This window comes from Alphaproteobacteria bacterium, from assembly GCA_016124955.1.
Classification (GTDB): domain Bacteria; phylum Pseudomonadota; class Alphaproteobacteria; order UBA9219; family RFNS01; genus RI-461.
In genome coordinates this window covers 103,201-118,748 of record WGMR01000006.1, presented here as the reverse complement: position 1 = coordinate 118,748, position 15,548 = coordinate 103,201, and the positions used below count along the sequence as shown (strand labels likewise).

The window sequence follows — 15,548 nt, the reverse complement described above, 5'->3', positions numbered from 1 at the left end:
GTTTTTTGCTAGCCGTTAAGCTAGATTTTCTTCAGTTTCAGCAAGATGCTGCCAGCCAGAAGCATCGACATCAGCTGATAGCCGCCATCGATCAGCAGGCTATGAACGCCCTTGCCAAGCGCGATATTGTGCATGCCAAGCGTCAAGCCAAGGACAAGCAGGCCGAAAATCACGGCGATTTTCAGCACGCCCGTAATATCCTTGGTGCCGGTCAGCTTAAGCAGCCAGTCAAGGAAGTAGAACAACACAAGGCCGTTCAACAGCGTCAGCACCATTGTCATCGTGCCCATCGAGCCGATATCGACGCTTGTGTCGCCGAAAAGATGCGGCCCGTACCAGAAGAACCCAAGTATCTGGACTAGGATCACGCTGACAATCACACCAAGATGGTTTAGCTTTGACATCGTAACCTCCCCCTTAATTACGTCCGGCAAATTTCCGGACGCATGAGGTATTTTACCAAGCATTGTTTAAGGGGCGTTTACATCGCGCCAAAAGCGCCTAAAACTTGATGCAATCTGTATTACGCAAGTGCAACAATGCGGCAAGCCACGGATATGGTTGCCATGCTTCCATGACGCATCGCACAAGAATACCGCTTATGCTTGCGGTGCAGCATGTTTTGTGCTGCAAATATTTGGCTATAAAGAATCACCCGATCTGAAGAAAAGCATGCTGCAGCGCGGGAAAAACGGGCCTTGGCCGGGAACGGCCGGGCCGGTTTTTGTATTATGGCGGTGACGTTTTAACAATATTTGGGAATAGAAATGAAAAAGATCCTGATTATGGGCCTGCCGAAAGCGGGCAAAACCACTCTGGCGGCCGCCCTGAAACCGCTGCTTCGGGCTGTGCATTTTAACGCCGACGCGGTGCGCGAGAACATCAATAAGGATCTCGGTTTTTCGGTCGGCGACCGTATCGAACAGGCGCGGCGCATGGGGTGGATGTGTGATCGCGCGGTCGAAGCCGGGCATTACGGCATGGCCGATTTTGTTTGCCCCACCGCGGAAACGCGCACTGCCTTCGGCGATGCCTTCACCATCTGGGTCGATACCAAGCAACCAACCCCCTTTGCCGATACCGCCAAGCTGTTCGAGCCACCGGGTAAGGTGGATTACCATGTATCGACGCAGGATGCCGAACATCATGCGCGCCTGATCGCGGCGCAACTTTTCACCGGCATGGGCTTCGATTGGCAGAAACCGACCGCGCTGTTCGTCGGCCGCTACCAGCCTTTCCATGACGGGCACAAGGCGCTGGTGCTGGAAGGCATCGCCCGGGTCGGGCAGGCTTGCATCGCCGTGCGCGATACGCAGGGAACCGATGAAAAGAATCCTTTCGGTTTTGCCGAAGTTGAAAAGCGTATCCGTGACGCGATGACGGAGCATGAAGGCAAGTTTGCCGTTATTCGCTTGCCCAACATCACCAACATCCTCTACGGGCGCGATGTCGGCTACAAGATCGAGAAGATCGAGCTTGGCGCGGCGCTCGAAGCCATTTCCGCTACCAAGGTGCGGGCGGCGATGCAGCAGGGCGCATAAGGTTATTGCGGCCTCGGCACGCGGATAAAGCTGTTCGGGTATTTTTCATATTTGTCCATGATCCGTCCCATTTCCCCGCTGTAAATCATTTCGTGCAGCGCGGTATCGATCATGGATTTCATCTGCGCATCCCCTTTGGGCAGTATGTAGCCGACGGGATAAATCCGCACCGGGTTGCCAAGCAGCGTGGCCCTGACCTGCCGTTCGGTGTTGTTGGCGTTATAATCGCCGACCGAATAAGCATCCGCGAATGTCACGTCGCCCTTGTGCAGCGCGATGCTTTCATAAAGCGCGCCCATGCCGCTCATGTCCGGCAAAAGATACAGCTTCGCCGCCGGAAAATCGGCCTCGGCGATAAATTTGCCGTTATCGTGATCGAGCGCGGCGATGGTGATATCGGGCCGGTTGATCGCGCCCAGGTCGCTGTCAAAGCGCGTATCGTCCGTTCGCGCCACGACAAAAAGCGGCTGATAATAATAGGGCGTGGAGAACAGCGCCTGTTTGCCGGTGGCGGGGTTGATCCAGTAACCGTTGCAAATGGCATCGACCTTGCCGCTTTCGATGCTTGTGACGGTCGTGGCCCAGCCAACCTCGGCCGTCCATTCCACCTTGATGCCCAGCAGCCGTTCCAGCCCGGCCGCGACATCGACATCGAGCCCCGAAAGCGCGCCGGTTGCCGGGTCCTTCATGACGTTCGGAACGAAGGTGACATAGCCGCACCGCAACGTGCCTGTGCGCATCACGCGTTCATAAACGCTTTCTTTCGCGCTGCCCGCGGTTTGTGGGCCTGCATCGCTGCCGAAATGAGAAATACCGAAGCTGACGGCTGCCGCGACAAGCGCGGGCGCTAAAAGCTGGCTGGCGAATTTCATTTTGTCTATTCCCGGTCTTGTGGCTAGTATCGGCAGGTTAGCTGAAACCGGCCCCCGGCTCAATTTCTGGTTCTTCAAGGTAGATTATGACGAATAAAAACGCCGCCGCCGTGGCGGATGAGGTCACGGATAACGAACAGCGCCTGCTGAAATTGCAGAAGCTGACGGAAACCCATGGCGACCCGTTCCATATTACCCGTTTTGACCGCACAACCGATGCCGCCCGGATCCGGCAGGCGTTCGAGGCGCTGGCGCCGGGCGACAAGACGGATAAGGAAGTCAGCATCGCCGGGCGCATCATGGCGATCCGCAACAACGGCATGTTTATCGATCTGCTCGATGAAACCGCGCGCATGCAGGTGTTCCACGACCTGAAGACAATCAGCGAGGAACGCAAGGCGCAGCTCAAGTTGCTCGATCTCGGCGATATCGTCGGCGTGCACGGAACCGTGCGCCGCACGCCGCGCGGCGAACTAACGGTCGATGCCGGCGCGCTGACCTTGCTTGCCAAGGCGCTGGAACAGCCGCCTGAAAAATATCACGGGTTGAAGGATGTCGAAGCGCGTTTCCGCCACCGCGAACAGGATCTGGTGGCGAATGAAAAAACCCGCACTACGCTGCGCGCCCGCTATCGCATCGTTTCCGCCATGCGCGAATTTCTCAACCAGAAAGGCTTCCTTGAGGTTGAAACCCCTGTGCTGCAGGTGATTGCGGGCGGCGCGCTGGCGCGGCCCTTCGTCACGCACCACAATGCGCTCGATATTCCCCTGTATCTGCGTATCGCGACCGAACTGCATCTCAAGCGGCTCGTGATCGGCGGGATTTCGGACAAGGTCTATGAAATCGGCCGCTGTTTCCGCAACGAAGGGCTTAGCCCCAAACACAACCCGGAATTCACGACGCTCGAGCTCTATCAGGCCTATGTCGATTACGAGACGATGATCGAGATCACGGAAGCGATTGTCGCGCATCTCTGCACGCTTCTGCACGGCACCACCAAGGTAACCTTCGCGGAAAAGGAAATCGATTTTACGCCGCCCTGGCCGCGCAAGGGCATGGCCGAATTGATTATGGAAAAAACCGGGCTCGATCTGCTTGCGGTGCGCGATGCAGGCGCCGCCCATGCGGCGGCTGCCAAAGCCGGCATCAAGCTCGAACCGGGGCTGAGCTGGGGTCAGATCGTCGAGGCGGTGTTCGGGGAAAAGGTGGAAGAAACGCTGTTCCAGCCGATCCATGTGATCGATTTGCCGAAGGATATTTCCCCGCTCGCCAAGGCACATCCGGAAAGGCCGTGGCTTGCGCAACGGTTCGAGACGTATGTGAACACGTGGGAAATTGCCAACGCCTTTTCCGAGTTGAACGACCCGCGTGAGCAGCGCGCCCGTTTTCTTGAGCAGGCGGAGCAAAAACGCAAGCCCGACGATCCGCCGCATCCCATCGACGATGATTTCATCAAAGCTCTGTCGCTCGGCATGCCGCCCATGGGCGGGCTCGGCATCGGTATCGACCGGCTTGCGATGCTGCTGACCGACAGCCAAAGCATAAGGGAAGTCATAGCTTTCCCGACCATGCGCCCCATTGATTAACCAAAACGCCCTGTATGCACCCCCTTTGGGCTGCGCAACTATTAAAGCTGCTGCATCCGGGCTCGCTTTGGGGTATAGAAGCGCCAGCGAAGGAGCAGACCCCCATGGGCGCCAAGGCATTAGATCTTTTTCAGGGCAGCGATTGGACCACCTACCGCGCGTCCGCCGCGCAGGCCTTCGATACGCTCGATCGCATGCAGGAAGCCTGCATGCCGCTGATGCCGCAGGACATGAACGAAGAACAGCACGCGCAGGATGCGCTGCATCTTGTCGGCGATCTTTCCGACGATCTGATGGGCGAGCTTGAGGTCGTAACGGCCGATCTGTACGCTATTTTGCAAAACAACGTCGCGCACCGCTGGGCGGTGGTTGAAATGCGCATGCATCTCGATCATATCCGCTATCTGTGCGCGGACGATCATATGGCTTCGGCGCAGGAACATCTGGCCCACACCGCCGATCTTGCACGCAAGATCAAAACGCTTTTAAAGCGCATCGATCAGTAACAGCTGATCGCCTCTTTTTCCGTTACAATCCAGTCCAGCTTCGCATCCGTGCGGCCCACCGGCACGGCATCCACTTCCTGCGCGGCATAGGCAACCCCGATCGCAAGCATGCCGCTTTCGCGCCGCAAAAGCGTGACGGAGCGGTCGTAATAACCGCCGCCATAACCAAGCCGGTTGCCGCCGCGGTCGAAAGCCAGCAAAGGCACAAGGATCGCGCGCGGTGTCACCACATCCGTTTCCGGCAGTGGTTCGGGAATGTCGTAATGGCCGGGCACAAGCCTGTCGCCATGCCGGTAGGCGCGGAAGGCCAGCGGGTGCCCGCGCCCGATTACAACGGGCAGGCAAAGCGCATGGCCTCGTGCCGTAAGCGCATGTTCTAGCGGCTGCGGGTCCAGCTCGCTGCCGCGCGGCGCATAGCTGCTGACGGTTGTGGCAGGCGGCAGGGGAACGGCCTGGATGAAATGGTCGCGCATACGCGCGCCGGCATCCGGCGCAGCTTGCTTGGCGGCCGTGCGCACGGCTTCAGCCGCTTCGCGCGCGGCGCGCTTGATCAATCTGATGTCGGGTGCGTTGTTCATAGAAACCGTCTGTGCGGGCGGTGAGCGGAAGGCGCCACGTCTGCCGGTGGCGTTGCGTTCCTCCATGGCCTGCACTGTGCAGGTGGGCGCCATATGGCCGGAACCAAGATTCCGGCCAGGGACAGCTCCCGTATGGTAGGTATCGGCCCTGGGGATTGCAGCCTGTCGTGCAGCGCAGCAGCCTTCCAAGGGGGAATGTAGGGATTGCGCAGGCAGGTTACAAGGGCGATAAGTCGTTATATATCAACGACAAAGGCGTAATGCTTACGCCCGCCCGCCTTCGCTGAACAAATTGGCCATGCGGCCCCGTATTTGTTCGACCGCGGCAACGAGGATATCCTCCTCCTTGTGCGTCTTGGCGGAAATTTCTTCCTTGTCCAGAAGCTCGTCCGCCATCAAAAGGCAGGTAAGCATGAAAAGGCGCGGCTCGGTGGTGTTGCCGGCCTGCACGGCCACGGAGCGCATTTTCTTATCGACCATCTGGGCGATATCGAGCAGGCGCTTTTCCTGACCCTCTTCGCAGTTCACATGATATTCGCGGCCGTAAAGCGTGACGATGATCTTGGGCATTGGCGCCTTTCCCCTTCGTTCAGGCTGATTGTTCTTGCAGCAAACGGTCGGCGCGTTCGATGGCGTGATCGAGCTTGGTCGCCACCTTCTGCGTCAGCGCCAGCGCATTGGCTTCGCGGCCCCGGCTCACCTTCAGGGCTTCCGCCTGCTTGGCAAGTTCCAGCTTCTGTTTTTCCTGCTGCTCGGTCAAATTCTGGCCGGCGCGTTCAATTTCGCCATAAAGCTCTTCGAGCGATGCCCTGAGGCGCTGCATGGATTTCCTCCGACTCGGTGTTAAGATACAGTAACGGCTAAGGGGACTCGGCGTCAATTAGTAAGAAATACACAGCCTTACCGGACATGCATCCTTTGCATTGACGTATGCGGCTCCGCAAGGCATATCGAAGCCGATAATCGCCGCCATGGAAGCATTCCGCCATGACCCAAGCCGCCCGGACCATAGCAATGCCAGATTCCCCCAATACGTCTTTGACCGCCGCCAGCCATACCGAGCTTGCCAACGCGATCCGCGCGCTGGCCATGGATGGCGTGGAACAGGCCAAATCCGGCCATCCGGGCATGCCCATGGGTATGGCCGACGTCGCCGCCGTTCTTTACACAAAATTCCTGAAGTTTGATGCCGCCGATCCGGCCTGGCCTGATCGCGACCGGTTTATTCTTTCCGCCGGTCACGGTTCGATGCTGCTTTATGCACTGAATTACCTCACGGGGTACAAGGGCATGACGCTGGACGAGCTGAAGCGCTTTCGCCAGCTTGGCAGCAAAACGCCCGGCCATCCGGAGCGGGATGTGCCGCTGGGTATCGAAACCACCACCGGCCCGCTGGGGCAGGGGATCAGCAATGCGGTCGGTTTTGCGCTGGCCGAGCGCGTGCTGAACGCCCGTTTCGGCGACGACCTGGTCGATCATCGTACTTTCGTCATCGCCTCGGACGGCGATCTGATGGAAGGCATTAGCCACGAAGCCTGCTCGCTGGCAGGGCATCTCAGGCTCAACCGCCTTGTCGTTTACTACGACGACAACGCAATTTCGATCGACGGACCGACCGACCTGAGCTTCAGTGACGATACGCTGAAGCGTTTTGAATCGTACGGCTGGGCGGTATCGAACATTAACGGCCACGATCCGGCCGCGATCACGCAAGCCACTGAGCAGGCGCTGCGCGCCGACAGGCCCGTGCTGATCGCCTGCAAAACCACAATCGGTTTCGGCGCCCCCACCAAGGGCGGCACCGCCGGTTGCCACGGCTCTCCGCTCGGCGCCGAAGAGATCAAGGCGGCGCGCGAAAAGCTGGGCTGGCCGCACGCGCCGTTCGAAGTGCCGGAAAATATTTTGCGCACGTGGCGCGAAGCCGGCAACCGCGGCGCGGTTGCGCGCGCAGCGTGGGCTGTGCGCCACGGCAAGGCGAACGCCGCACTGCGTACGGAATTCGATCGCACCATGTCCGGCGCTTTGCCCAAACAGGCGGGCGAGGTTCTGGATGCGCTGCGCCAGAAAATCGCGGCAGAAAAACCCAAGGATGCGACACGCGTTTCTTCGGGCAAGGTGCTTGAAGCGTTGCTGCCCGTGGTGCCGGAACTGACGGGCGGCTCGGCCGATTTGACGCCTTCGAACAACACGCAGGTGAAGAACCTCGGTGCGATCAAGGCGGGCAACTATGCCGGGCGCTACATTCATTACGGCGTGCGCGAACATGGCATGGCGGCGGCCATGAACGGCATGGCGCTGCATGGCGGCATTATTCCCTACAGCGGCACGTTCCTGCAATTCGCGGATTATTGCCGCCCGGCCATCAGGCTCGCGTCGCTGATGAAGCAGCGCGTCGTGTTCGTGATGACGCACGACAGCATTGGCTTGGGTGAAGACGGGCCGACGCATCAGCCGGTCGAACATTTGGCGGCGCTGCGGGCTATTCCGGGCCTTTTGGTCATGCGTCCGTGCGACGGCATCGAAACCGCCGAATGCTGGCAACTTGCGCTGGAAACGCGCGACGCGCCCAGCCTGCTGGCGCTTACCCGGCAGGGCATCCCCACATTGCGCGCGGCCACCACCGACAACATGTGCGCCCATGGTGCCTATGTGCTGGCCGATGCTGAAGGCGCGCGGCAGGTTACGTTGCTGGCAACCGGTTCGGAAGTTTCGGTCGCTATGGCGGCACGCGAACAGCTCAAGGCGGTCGGCATTGATGCCGCGGTGGTTTCCATGCCGTGCCAGGAACTGTTCGAACGGCAGGATGAAGCCTACCGCGCCGCCGTGCTGGGCGATGTGCCGCGCGTTGCGGTCGAAGCCGGCATCCGCCAGTGCTGGGACCGCTATCTGGGCCCGGATGGCCGCTTTGTCGGCATGAAGGGCTTCGGCGAATCAGCTCCGGCGGACGATTTGTTCAAGCATTTCGGCATTACCGGGGAAGCGGTTGCCGCGGCGGCGCAAGACTTGCTAAAAAGCTAATATCGATTGGTTTAACCCATTCGTCACCCCGGCGCAGGCCGGAACGGCGCTCTGTGCCTTGTGCCTGCTTCGGTGACGGACAAGAGGAGTATGAAAATGCCCGTTCGTGTCGCAATCAACGGTTTTGGCCGCATCGGCCGCATGGTTCTGCGTGCCTTGTATGAATCGGGCCGCAAGGATATCGAAGTCGTCGCCATCAACGATCTGGCCGATACCGCAACCAACGTCCACCTTCTGAAGTATGACAGCGTGCATGGCCGCTTCCCCGGCACGGCGGAAGCACAGGCGGACGCGATTGTCGTCAACGGCCACAAGGTTGCGGCCGTGCAGGTCGCTGACCCGGCCAAGCTGCCGTGGAAGGATATGAACATCGATGTCGCGCTCGAATGTTCCGGCCGCTTCACCAAGCGCGACGATGCCGGCAAGCATCTGGCCGCCGGCGCCAAGAAGGTGTTGATCTCCGCTCCCGCGACCGATGAAGACATCACGGTCGTTTACGGTGTGAACCATGGCGCGCTGAAGGCTTCGCACACCGTCGTGTCGAATGCTTCGTGCACCACCAACTGCCTTGCGCCCGTGGCTTCGGTTTTGCACAAGGCAATCGGGATCAAGCACGGTTTCATGACCACGATCCATTCCTACACCGGCGATCAGCGCATGGTCGATACCATGCACAGCGATCTGCATCGTGCCCGCGCCGCCGCGATCAACATGATCCCCACATCGACCGGGGCCGCCAAGGCGGTGGGCCGCGTGCTGCCGGAACTGAAAGGCAAGCTGGACGGCGTTTCGATGCGCGTGCCAACCCCGAACGTTTCGGTGATCGATTTCAAGATCGTGATGGCGCGCGATACTTCGGTGGACGAGGTCAATGCCGCCATCAGGGCCGCGGCGGATGCGGGTGAACTGAAGGGCATCCTTGGTTATTACGACGAGCCGCTGGTTTCGTCCGATTTCAACCACGATACGCGCTCATCCATCTTCGCGCTCAAGGAAACCAAGGTGATGGAAGGCAACTTCGTGCGCGTCATGAGCTGGTACGATAACGAATGGGGTTTCTCAAACCGCATGGGCGATACCGCCGTGGCGATGATGAATGCGAAATAAGGTTTTTCATATAGCCGTTATGGCCTTGCTGTTCGCGGCTGCCCCGCCCGCAAGTGCCCTTGCCAAGGGCCATGCCGGCCCGCTGACGCCGCCGATGGGGCGGGGAAGCCTTGAATTTTGCCAAAGCTTCGACCCGCCTTTGCCTGCCGCGCACCCGATGGGCAAGGTTTATCGCGACAAGATGGCCCGCGCCTTGCGTCAGCAGCATCCCGCAGCTGATTGTGCGGATATTACCAATTCGCTCAACGATATGAACCGTGCGGGCGGCAACCGTGGCCCGCAGCCGGGCGTTTTGCCCGTCGCCGGATGGCTGAACGAGGTGTTTAACTAGCTGCGTCCTGATTTAGGTTTTTTCCTATATATTTTTTCGGGCCTGCGGCTCCGCAATATTTGTTCAATAAAACTATTGGCCAGTTGTTTCTCCCGCGCATCGAAATTCTTCATTTTCTGGAGTGTACGGGTTTCCCAGGATGCTTTCAGGGTTGACTTGGCCTGCGTGTTTCCGAGCAATTCGTCAGTCGTGCACTCCAGGACACGGGCGATACGGGTCAGGGTATCAAGGTTGGGTTCGCGCGTGCCTTGTACGTAAAAGGCGAATCTTCGTTCCCCGAGCCCGCAAAGACGGGCGCAGGCAGAAGCGCTAAGGCCTTTGCTTTGCAGAAGTTTTTTCAGGTTTTTGGGAAAACTGGACATGGAACGGAATGTTCCGCAGCCACGCCGTTGCGTCTATGATCAATATGATCTATTTATTGCAGATCATTACATACGGATTCGGGTTATGCCGGGGCAAAACGACAATCGCGACATCATCATGTTCCTGATCATTGCTGCTGCGGGATTGGCGGTTGTCCGGCTTTTCATGCCTTTTTTGGCGCCGTTTAACGGAATCTAGCCTTTTAGGCGGCCGCCGCGCGCGGCAGATGTTGTTGTGCCCATAGGTAATCGAGCGCGCCGACAAGATCGTCGATCATCGCATCGGTATGGTAGGGCGAAGGCGTCAGCCGCAGCCGTTCCTTGCCCACCGGAACGGTCGGGTAATTGATGGGCTGCACATAGATATCGGCCTGTTCCAGCAGCCAATCCGCCACGCCCTTGCAGCATTCCGCGCCGCCGATCATGACCGGCACGATGTGGCTGTTTGACAAAAGCACGGGCAGCCCGGCGCGGCGCAGCAGCGAACGCAGCCGGTTCGCTTGCCGTTGCTGGAGCGCGCGCAGATCGTCACCTTGCTTGATAATCTCAAGGCTCGCGAGCGCCCCGGCGGCGATAGCGGGCGGCATCGCGGTCGTGAAGATAAAACCGGGCGCGTGGCTGCGGATTGCGTCCACAAGGTCCGGTGCGCCCGCGATATAGCCGCCCATAAGGCCGAAAGCCTTTCCGAACGTGCCTTCAATGATATCGAATTGATCCGCGATTTTTTCGCGCGCGGCAATGCCGGCGCCTTCAGGCCCGTACATGCCGACCGCATGCACCTCATCGAGGTATGTAAGCGCGCCATAGCGCTTTGCCATCGCGGCAATCTCGCGCAGCGGCGCGATGCTGCCGTCCATCGAATAAACGCTTTCGCATGCGATCAGTTTGGGCGCGTCCGGCGGCGCGGCGCGCAGGGCCGCTTCGAGCGCAGCGAGGTCGTTATGGGGAAAAATATGCTTTTCGGCTTTGGCGCGGGTGATGCCCGCAATCATAGATGCGTGGTTATCGGCATCGGAAAAAACGATACAGCCCGGCAGCAATTTGATCAGCGTCGAAAGGCCGGCTTCGTTTGAAATGTAGCCCGAACCGAAAATCAGCGCGCTTTCCTTGCCGTGCCACGCGGCCATCGCGCGTTCCAGATTGACGTGCGCATGCGCCGTGCCGCTGATGTTGCGCGTGCCGCCAGCGCCTGCGCCCCAACGGTCGATCGCTTCCCGCATGGCGCGGCGCACATCCGGGTGTTGCCCGAGACCGAGATAATCGTTCGAACACCATACGGTGACTGCCCGCACGCCCAGCGGCGTGTGCATCAATGCAGCCGGAAAATCGCCGCACTTGCGTTCAAGCTCGGCGAAGTAGCGATACTTGCCTTCACGCTTGAGGCCGGTGATGACGGATGCAAAGTGATCGCGGTAACGGGCGGAATTCCAGCTCATGGCGCGAGTTTAGTTATTTTGACGCATATGGCAATAAGCCATGAAGGGCGAAAAGCCCCGGATATTCACGAACATACCGGCGGCTGCCCGGCGGCATGCCGGTGTCTGCGGGCGCTAGACGCCGATTACCTTGATGTAATCGCGCACCATATTTTCAATGGAATATTGCTGCATATGGGCTTCCCGCTCCTGTGCGCTGCCCGCGGGCTCGTTGCGCCCGGCAAGCAGATCGGCCATTGCGGCTGCCAGCGCCACATCGTCATCGACCGGCACCAGCCGCCCGAATTTTCCGCCATCAAGGATTTCCGAAGGGCCGGCAGGGCAATCGGTGCTGATTGATTTGCACCCGGCCGCCAGCGCCATGATCAATACGCTGGGCAACCCTTCCGAGCGCGACGACATAAGATAACCGTCCGCTTTTGTGAAAAGCGCGAGCGGGTTCTTAAGGAAACCCGCGAAATCGACATCGTCACCGATACCAAGCTTGCTTGCCTGCCGTCCAAGTTCTTCGCGCAGCGGTCCTTGCCCGAGGATGATAAGGCGCGCGGGCTGTTCGCGGCGCAGTCTTGCGAAGGCGCGCAGCATCACATCATAGCCCTTTTGCTGCGTCAGCCTGCCGCAGGCAACGAAAACGGGCCTGTCTTTGGCCGTCAGCCAGCGATGATCGGTCGGTTCGGCGCCTTCGGCGCGGAAAGCGGCAAGATCGAAGCCGTTCTGAATCATCGACACCGGCGGTGCGGCACGCCCGAGCAGCGCGCGCATCGATGCTGCGGGCCGTTCGGCGCAGGCAATAATGCCCTTGCTGGCCCGGTAAAAGACGCTCACGAGCACCTTGAGGAACCGGCGGCGCATCTGGTGATCGATCTTGTCGTAGCTCGCGAGATCGATATGCACGCAGGGAAAAATGTTGTGGTAGCCGACCATGCGCCCGGCCACGATACCGAGCAGGGATGCTTTTTCCATTTCCGTGATCATGGCGGCGGGGCGGGCGCGGCGCAGATAGTGCATAAGCCATAAAACGCTCTGGAGCGGGTTCTTGCCGCCGATCTCGATAAAATTTACCCGCGGCGAAACCTGGTCAACGAAGGGGCCGGTCGCGCGCTGCACGATCAGGTCTGTGGCATAGCCGCGCGCGGCAAGGTCGCCCGCCAGCAGCACGGTCACCTTTTCGGCGCCGCCACCGCTCAGGTCTTCGATAAATATGGCGATGCGGGTTGATGTGGAATCGGATGCGCTCATGGAAACCGACACTAACCCAACATGCGGTAAAGGGCCATGGGGATGGGGCGATACGGCCCGGGCGGGCAAGCGGCTGTTAAAATGCCCGGCTTTGGTATAAAAAATCTGGCCAGCCCGGCCCACCCCGATCCACGGCATGCCATATGAAAATCCTTGTCGTCAGCAAACCATGGAAAGGCGGCCTCGGCCGCTACTTCTGCCATGCCCTCAAAGATATGTTTCCGGGGAAGGTGGAATGGGTCTCGACCCGCCCGCAAGGCCTTGCGGACTATTTGCGTTTTCAGCGCGATCCGGAAGGCTGGTGGCAGAGCTTGCGGCAAAGAATTGATACGGCGGATTGCGCGGCTGTTTTTTTCGTCGGTTATCGCAAGGAATTCCGTGCAATCCGGCCCGATATGCGCAACGTGCTTTATATCGTTGACGATGTGCGCATGCAGCCCGGCGACCTTGGCGCCTTCGGCCGCGTGTTCCTGTCAGACCCCGGCTATGAAAAAGACCTGCTTGCGCTGTTGCCGCATGATCGCTTCGGCGGCATTCTGCCTTTCGCGCATTATCCGCCGGTACACCGGCCCGCACAACGGGCCGTTCGCCGGCACGGCGTGTGCTTTATCGGCAACCGCGATGCCAAGCGCGATTACTGGATCGAACAGTTGCTGAAGAACGATATTCCCGTGCAAATTGTAGGCAACTATTTTATGAAAGCGCCCGTGTTCTGGCGTCATCCGTTTGCATTCCGCCCCGGCGTTGCCAACGATGCGATGGAAGGCATTTATGCAAGGCACAGCGTATCGTTCAACATCCATGCCGGCGTCGTGCGCGCCGGAACCAACATGCGCACGTTCGAAGCCGCGGGTTACGGCATTCCGCAGGTGGTCGAATATCTGGAAGGCATCGAAAAATATTTCGAGCCGGAAAAGGAAATTCTCTTTTACCGTTCGCCCGAAGACATGGCGGAAAAAACCAGCTACCTGCTCGGTAACCCGGGCTTTGCGCAGCAAATGGCCCAGCGGGCGCACAAGCGTGCGGTGGCCGAACATACCTATCGTCATCGTATTATGACGGCGCTGGGGCATTTGCTGCCGGTATAAACGGGCAATTCCGCCCCCTTTTCAACCCGGGCCTTACCCTATAGCTTGCACCCAACCCTGATAAACAAGGGAACGGGAATGAAGACAATCGTTATCTGCTCGGGCGGGCTCGATTCCGTATCGCTGGCGCATAGAATAGCGGCGCAGAACGAACTTGCGGGGCTGCTGTCGTACGATTACGGGCAGCGGCACAGAAAAGAACTGGATTGCGCCGCGCTTTGCGCCGCGCGCCTGAATGTGCCGCACCAGGTCATGGATATACGCGAAGTCGGCGGCAGCCTCACGGGTTCGGCCCTGACCAGCGGCGCGGATGTGCCCGATGGGCACTATGCCGAAGAAAGCATGCGCATCACGCTGGTGCCGAACCGGAACGCGATCATGCTCGCGATCGCTTTTGGCGTTGCGATGGCGCGCGGCGCCGAGGCGGTAGCGACGGCCGTGCATGGCGGCGATCATTTTATCTACCCCGATTGCCGCGCCGGTTTCATCGATGCTTTTCAGATCATGCAAAACCATGCGCTTGAAGGCTATGCGGATATCAAGCTGCTTGCGCCCTATCTGCACGGCCCCAAGGCGGATATCGTGAAGGATGGCGCGGCGCATGGCGTTCCCTTTGCTGAAACCTGGTCTTGTTACAAGGGCGGTGTCGTGCATTGCGGGCGCTGCGGTACATGCGTCGAGCGGCGTGAAGCGTTTGACCTGGCCGGCGTCCAGGACCCGACCACATATGCCGATGCCGCCTACTGGCACGAAGCAATCCGGAAAAAGAGAGCGTGATGTACAAGATCAGCAAGGAATTCCATTTCTCCGCCTCGCATCAGCTTGGCAAGCTTCCGGACGATCACCAGTGCAAGCGGCTGCATGGCCATAACTATATCGTCCTCGTTGAACTTGCGGCGGACGAGCTGGATGAATTTGGCTTCGTGCGCGATTATCAGGAGCTTGATGTGCTCGGCCGCTATATCGACGAACGTTTCAATCACCGCCACTTGAACGATGTGCTGGGCAGCGAGACGACGACTGCGGAATATCTTGCCCGGCATTTCTATGACTGGTGCAAGGAACGTTTGCCAAAAACGGTCGCCGTGCGCGTCAGCGAAACGCCGAAAACATGGGCGGAATACCGGCCATGACACCGGCTACGTCGGATGAAATCCGTGTCAGTGAAATTTTTGGCCCGACCATACAGGGCGAAGGCGCGCTGATCGGGCAACCGACGGTTTTCGTCCGCACCGGCGGCTGCGATTATCGCTGTTCGTGGTGCGACAGCCTGCATGCGGTGGATAGCCGCTTCCGTGCGGAATGGTTGCCGATGACGGCGCCCGAAATTCTTGCCGGCGTGCGGGCGCTTTCGGGCGATGTGCCTATCATGGTGTCTCTTTCCGGCGGCAACCCCGCGATCCAGCCGCTGGGCGAACTCATCCGGCTCGGCCGCGCGCAGGGCTATCAATTCGCGATGGAAACGCAAGGCTCGGTCAGCCGCGATTGGTTTTCTGATCTTGATGTGCTGGTGCTGAGCCCCAAGCCGCCTTCGAGCGCGATGAAAACCGATTGGGACGCGCTGCAAACCTGTATCGGGGCCGCGGGGCCGGGGCCTCGTACCGTGTTGAAATTTGTTGTCTTCGATCAGGCGGATTATGATTATGCGCGCGCCGCCGCCGCGCGGTTTCCGGGCTTGCCGGTTTTTCTTCAGCCGGGTAACCATACCCCGCCGGGCGTGGATGGAACGGCGGTTTGTGTGGATACCGAAGGGCTGAACCGCCGCATGCTTTGGCTGGTTGAAACCGTGGCGGCGGACCGCTGGTTTGGCGCGCATGTATTGCCGCAACTTCATGTTATGCTTTGGGGCAACAAAAGAGGCGTATAAAGAGGCGTATAACGCCG

19 protein-coding genes and 1 other RNA gene are annotated in these 15,548 nt (G+C 59.3%); 11 read left to right on the top strand and 9 right to left on the bottom strand.

Annotated elements, in window-relative coordinates; translation table 11 throughout:
- Positions 1 to 20 precede the first annotated feature (20 nt).
- Positions 21 to 467 carry a DUF1761 family protein gene (locus GC131_05200; GenBank protein ID MBI1273459.1) on the bottom strand — a complete coding sequence of 149 codons (447 nt, stop codon included), beginning with the start codon at positions 465 to 467 and terminating at the stop codon, positions 21 to 23.
- Positions 468 to 785: 318 nt separating this feature from the next.
- On the opposite strand from GC131_05200, the gene GC131_05195 reads away from it, so the two are divergent.
- Entirely contained in the window at positions 786 to 1,541 is a 756-nt protein-coding gene (locus tag GC131_05195) for an adenylyl-sulfate kinase (protein ID MBI1273458.1), read from the top strand.
- A gap of 2 nt (positions 1,542 to 1,543) precedes the next feature.
- Here the strand turns inward: GC131_05195 and GC131_05190 are convergent, their stop codons facing one another.
- On the bottom strand, positions 1,544 to 2,413 hold the full coding sequence (locus GC131_05190) for a transporter substrate-binding domain-containing protein (GenBank protein ID MBI1273457.1): 870 nt from the start codon (positions 2,411 to 2,413) through the stop codon (positions 1,544 to 1,546).
- A gap of 86 nt (positions 2,414 to 2,499) precedes the next feature.
- Here GC131_05190 and lysS point away from each other — a divergent pair, with 86 nt between their 5' ends.
- On the top strand, positions 2,500 to 3,999 hold the full coding sequence (gene lysS / locus GC131_05185) for a lysine--tRNA ligase (protein MBI1273456.1): 1,500 nt from the start codon (positions 2,500 to 2,502) through the stop codon (positions 3,997 to 3,999).
- Between the two features lie 104 nt (positions 4,000 to 4,103).
- Positions 4,104 to 4,505, top strand: a complete 402-nt coding sequence (locus tag GC131_05180) for a hypothetical protein (protein MBI1273455.1) — start codon at positions 4,104 to 4,106, stop codon at positions 4,503 to 4,505.
- Here GC131_05180 and GC131_05175 read toward each other — a convergent pair.
- The 4 genes from GC131_05175 to GC131_05160 all read right to left on the bottom strand — a co-directional run bounded on the left by GC131_05175 (position 4,499) and on the right by GC131_05160 (position 5,906).
- Entirely contained in the window at positions 4,499 to 5,083 is a 585-nt protein-coding gene (locus GC131_05175) for a 5-formyltetrahydrofolate cyclo-ligase (protein MBI1273454.1), read from the bottom strand. The two genes, GC131_05180 and GC131_05175, sit on opposite strands and share 7 nt — an antisense overlap.
- Positions 5,084 to 5,110: 27 nt before the next feature.
- A non-coding RNA gene (gene ssrS, locus GC131_05170) (6S RNA) lies at positions 5,111 to 5,267 on the bottom strand.
- 80 nt (positions 5,268 to 5,347) lie between these two features.
- Entirely contained in the window at positions 5,348 to 5,653 is a 306-nt protein-coding gene (gene zapA / locus GC131_05165; protein MBI1273453.1) for a cell division protein ZapA, read from the bottom strand.
- Between the two features lie 19 nt (positions 5,654 to 5,672).
- Positions 5,673 to 5,906, bottom strand: coding sequence for a hypothetical protein (locus tag GC131_05160; protein ID MBI1273452.1), 234 nt, complete (start codon positions 5,904 to 5,906; stop codon positions 5,673 to 5,675).
- Between the two features lie 164 nt (positions 5,907 to 6,070).
- Between GC131_05160 and tkt the strand changes: the two genes are divergently transcribed.
- From tkt to GC131_05145, 3 genes are all read left to right on the top strand, one after another.
- Positions 6,071 to 8,101, top strand: a complete 2,031-nt coding sequence (gene tkt, locus GC131_05155) for a transketolase (protein MBI1273451.1) — start codon at positions 6,071 to 6,073, stop codon at positions 8,099 to 8,101.
- 96 nt (positions 8,102 to 8,197) lie between these two features.
- The gene (gene gap, locus GC131_05150) at positions 8,198 to 9,208 is read left to right on the top strand and encodes a type I glyceraldehyde-3-phosphate dehydrogenase (GenBank protein MBI1273450.1); all 1,011 of its coding nucleotides are present in this window, start codon (positions 8,198 to 8,200) and stop codon (positions 9,206 to 9,208) included.
- Positions 9,198 to 9,539, top strand: coding sequence for a hypothetical protein (locus GC131_05145; protein MBI1273449.1), 342 nt, complete (start codon positions 9,198 to 9,200; stop codon positions 9,537 to 9,539). The genes gap and GC131_05145 overlap by 11 nt, the downstream gene beginning before the upstream one ends.
- On the opposite strand, the gene GC131_05140 is transcribed toward GC131_05145, so the two are convergent.
- On the bottom strand, positions 9,536 to 9,901 hold the full coding sequence (locus GC131_05140) for a helix-turn-helix domain-containing protein (GenBank protein MBI1273448.1): 366 nt from the start codon (positions 9,899 to 9,901) through the stop codon (positions 9,536 to 9,538). The two genes, GC131_05145 and GC131_05140, sit on opposite strands and share 4 nt — an antisense overlap.
- Between GC131_05140 and GC131_05135 the strand changes: the two genes are divergently transcribed.
- Positions 9,900 to 10,100 (top strand): hypothetical protein, encoded by a 201-nt coding sequence (locus GC131_05135; protein MBI1273447.1) that lies wholly within the window; start codon positions 9,900 to 9,902, stop codon positions 10,098 to 10,100. The two genes, GC131_05140 and GC131_05135, sit on opposite strands and share 2 nt — an antisense overlap.
- 4 nt (positions 10,101 to 10,104) lie before the next feature.
- Here GC131_05135 and hemA read toward each other — a convergent pair whose 3' ends face one another.
- Together hemA and GC131_05125 are read right to left on the bottom strand one after the other, a co-directional pair.
- Positions 10,105 to 11,337: a 5-aminolevulinate synthase gene (gene hemA / locus GC131_05130; GenBank protein MBI1273446.1), complete on the bottom strand. Its 1,233-nt coding sequence runs from the start codon at positions 11,335 to 11,337 to the stop codon at positions 10,105 to 10,107.
- A gap of 114 nt (positions 11,338 to 11,451) precedes the next feature.
- A complete protein-coding gene (locus GC131_05125; GenBank protein ID MBI1273445.1) occupies positions 11,452 to 12,714 on the bottom strand; it encodes a glycosyltransferase in 1,263 nt (420 codons plus the stop codon).
- Positions 12,715 to 12,719: 5 nt separating this feature from the next.
- Between GC131_05125 and GC131_05120 the strand changes: the two genes are divergently transcribed.
- From GC131_05120 to queE, 4 genes are all read left to right on the top strand, one after another.
- On the top strand, positions 12,720 to 13,664 hold the full coding sequence (locus GC131_05120; GenBank protein ID MBI1273444.1) for a glycosyltransferase: 945 nt from the start codon (positions 12,720 to 12,722) through the stop codon (positions 13,662 to 13,664).
- Between the two features lie 78 nt (positions 13,665 to 13,742).
- Entirely contained in the window at positions 13,743 to 14,441 is a 699-nt protein-coding gene (gene queC / locus GC131_05115; protein ID MBI1273443.1) for a 7-cyano-7-deazaguanine synthase QueC, read from the top strand.
- Positions 14,441 to 14,797, top strand: a complete 357-nt coding sequence (queD, locus tag GC131_05110; protein ID MBI1273442.1) for a 6-carboxytetrahydropterin synthase QueD — start codon at positions 14,441 to 14,443, stop codon at positions 14,795 to 14,797. Before queC ends, queD begins: the two co-directional genes overlap by 1 nt.
- On the top strand, positions 14,776 to 15,531 hold the full coding sequence (gene queE / locus GC131_05105; GenBank protein ID MBI1273441.1) for a 7-carboxy-7-deazaguanine synthase QueE: 756 nt from the start codon (positions 14,776 to 14,778) through the stop codon (positions 15,529 to 15,531). The genes queD and queE overlap by 22 nt, the downstream gene beginning before the upstream one ends.
- Positions 15,532 to 15,548: the final 17 nt, after the last annotated feature.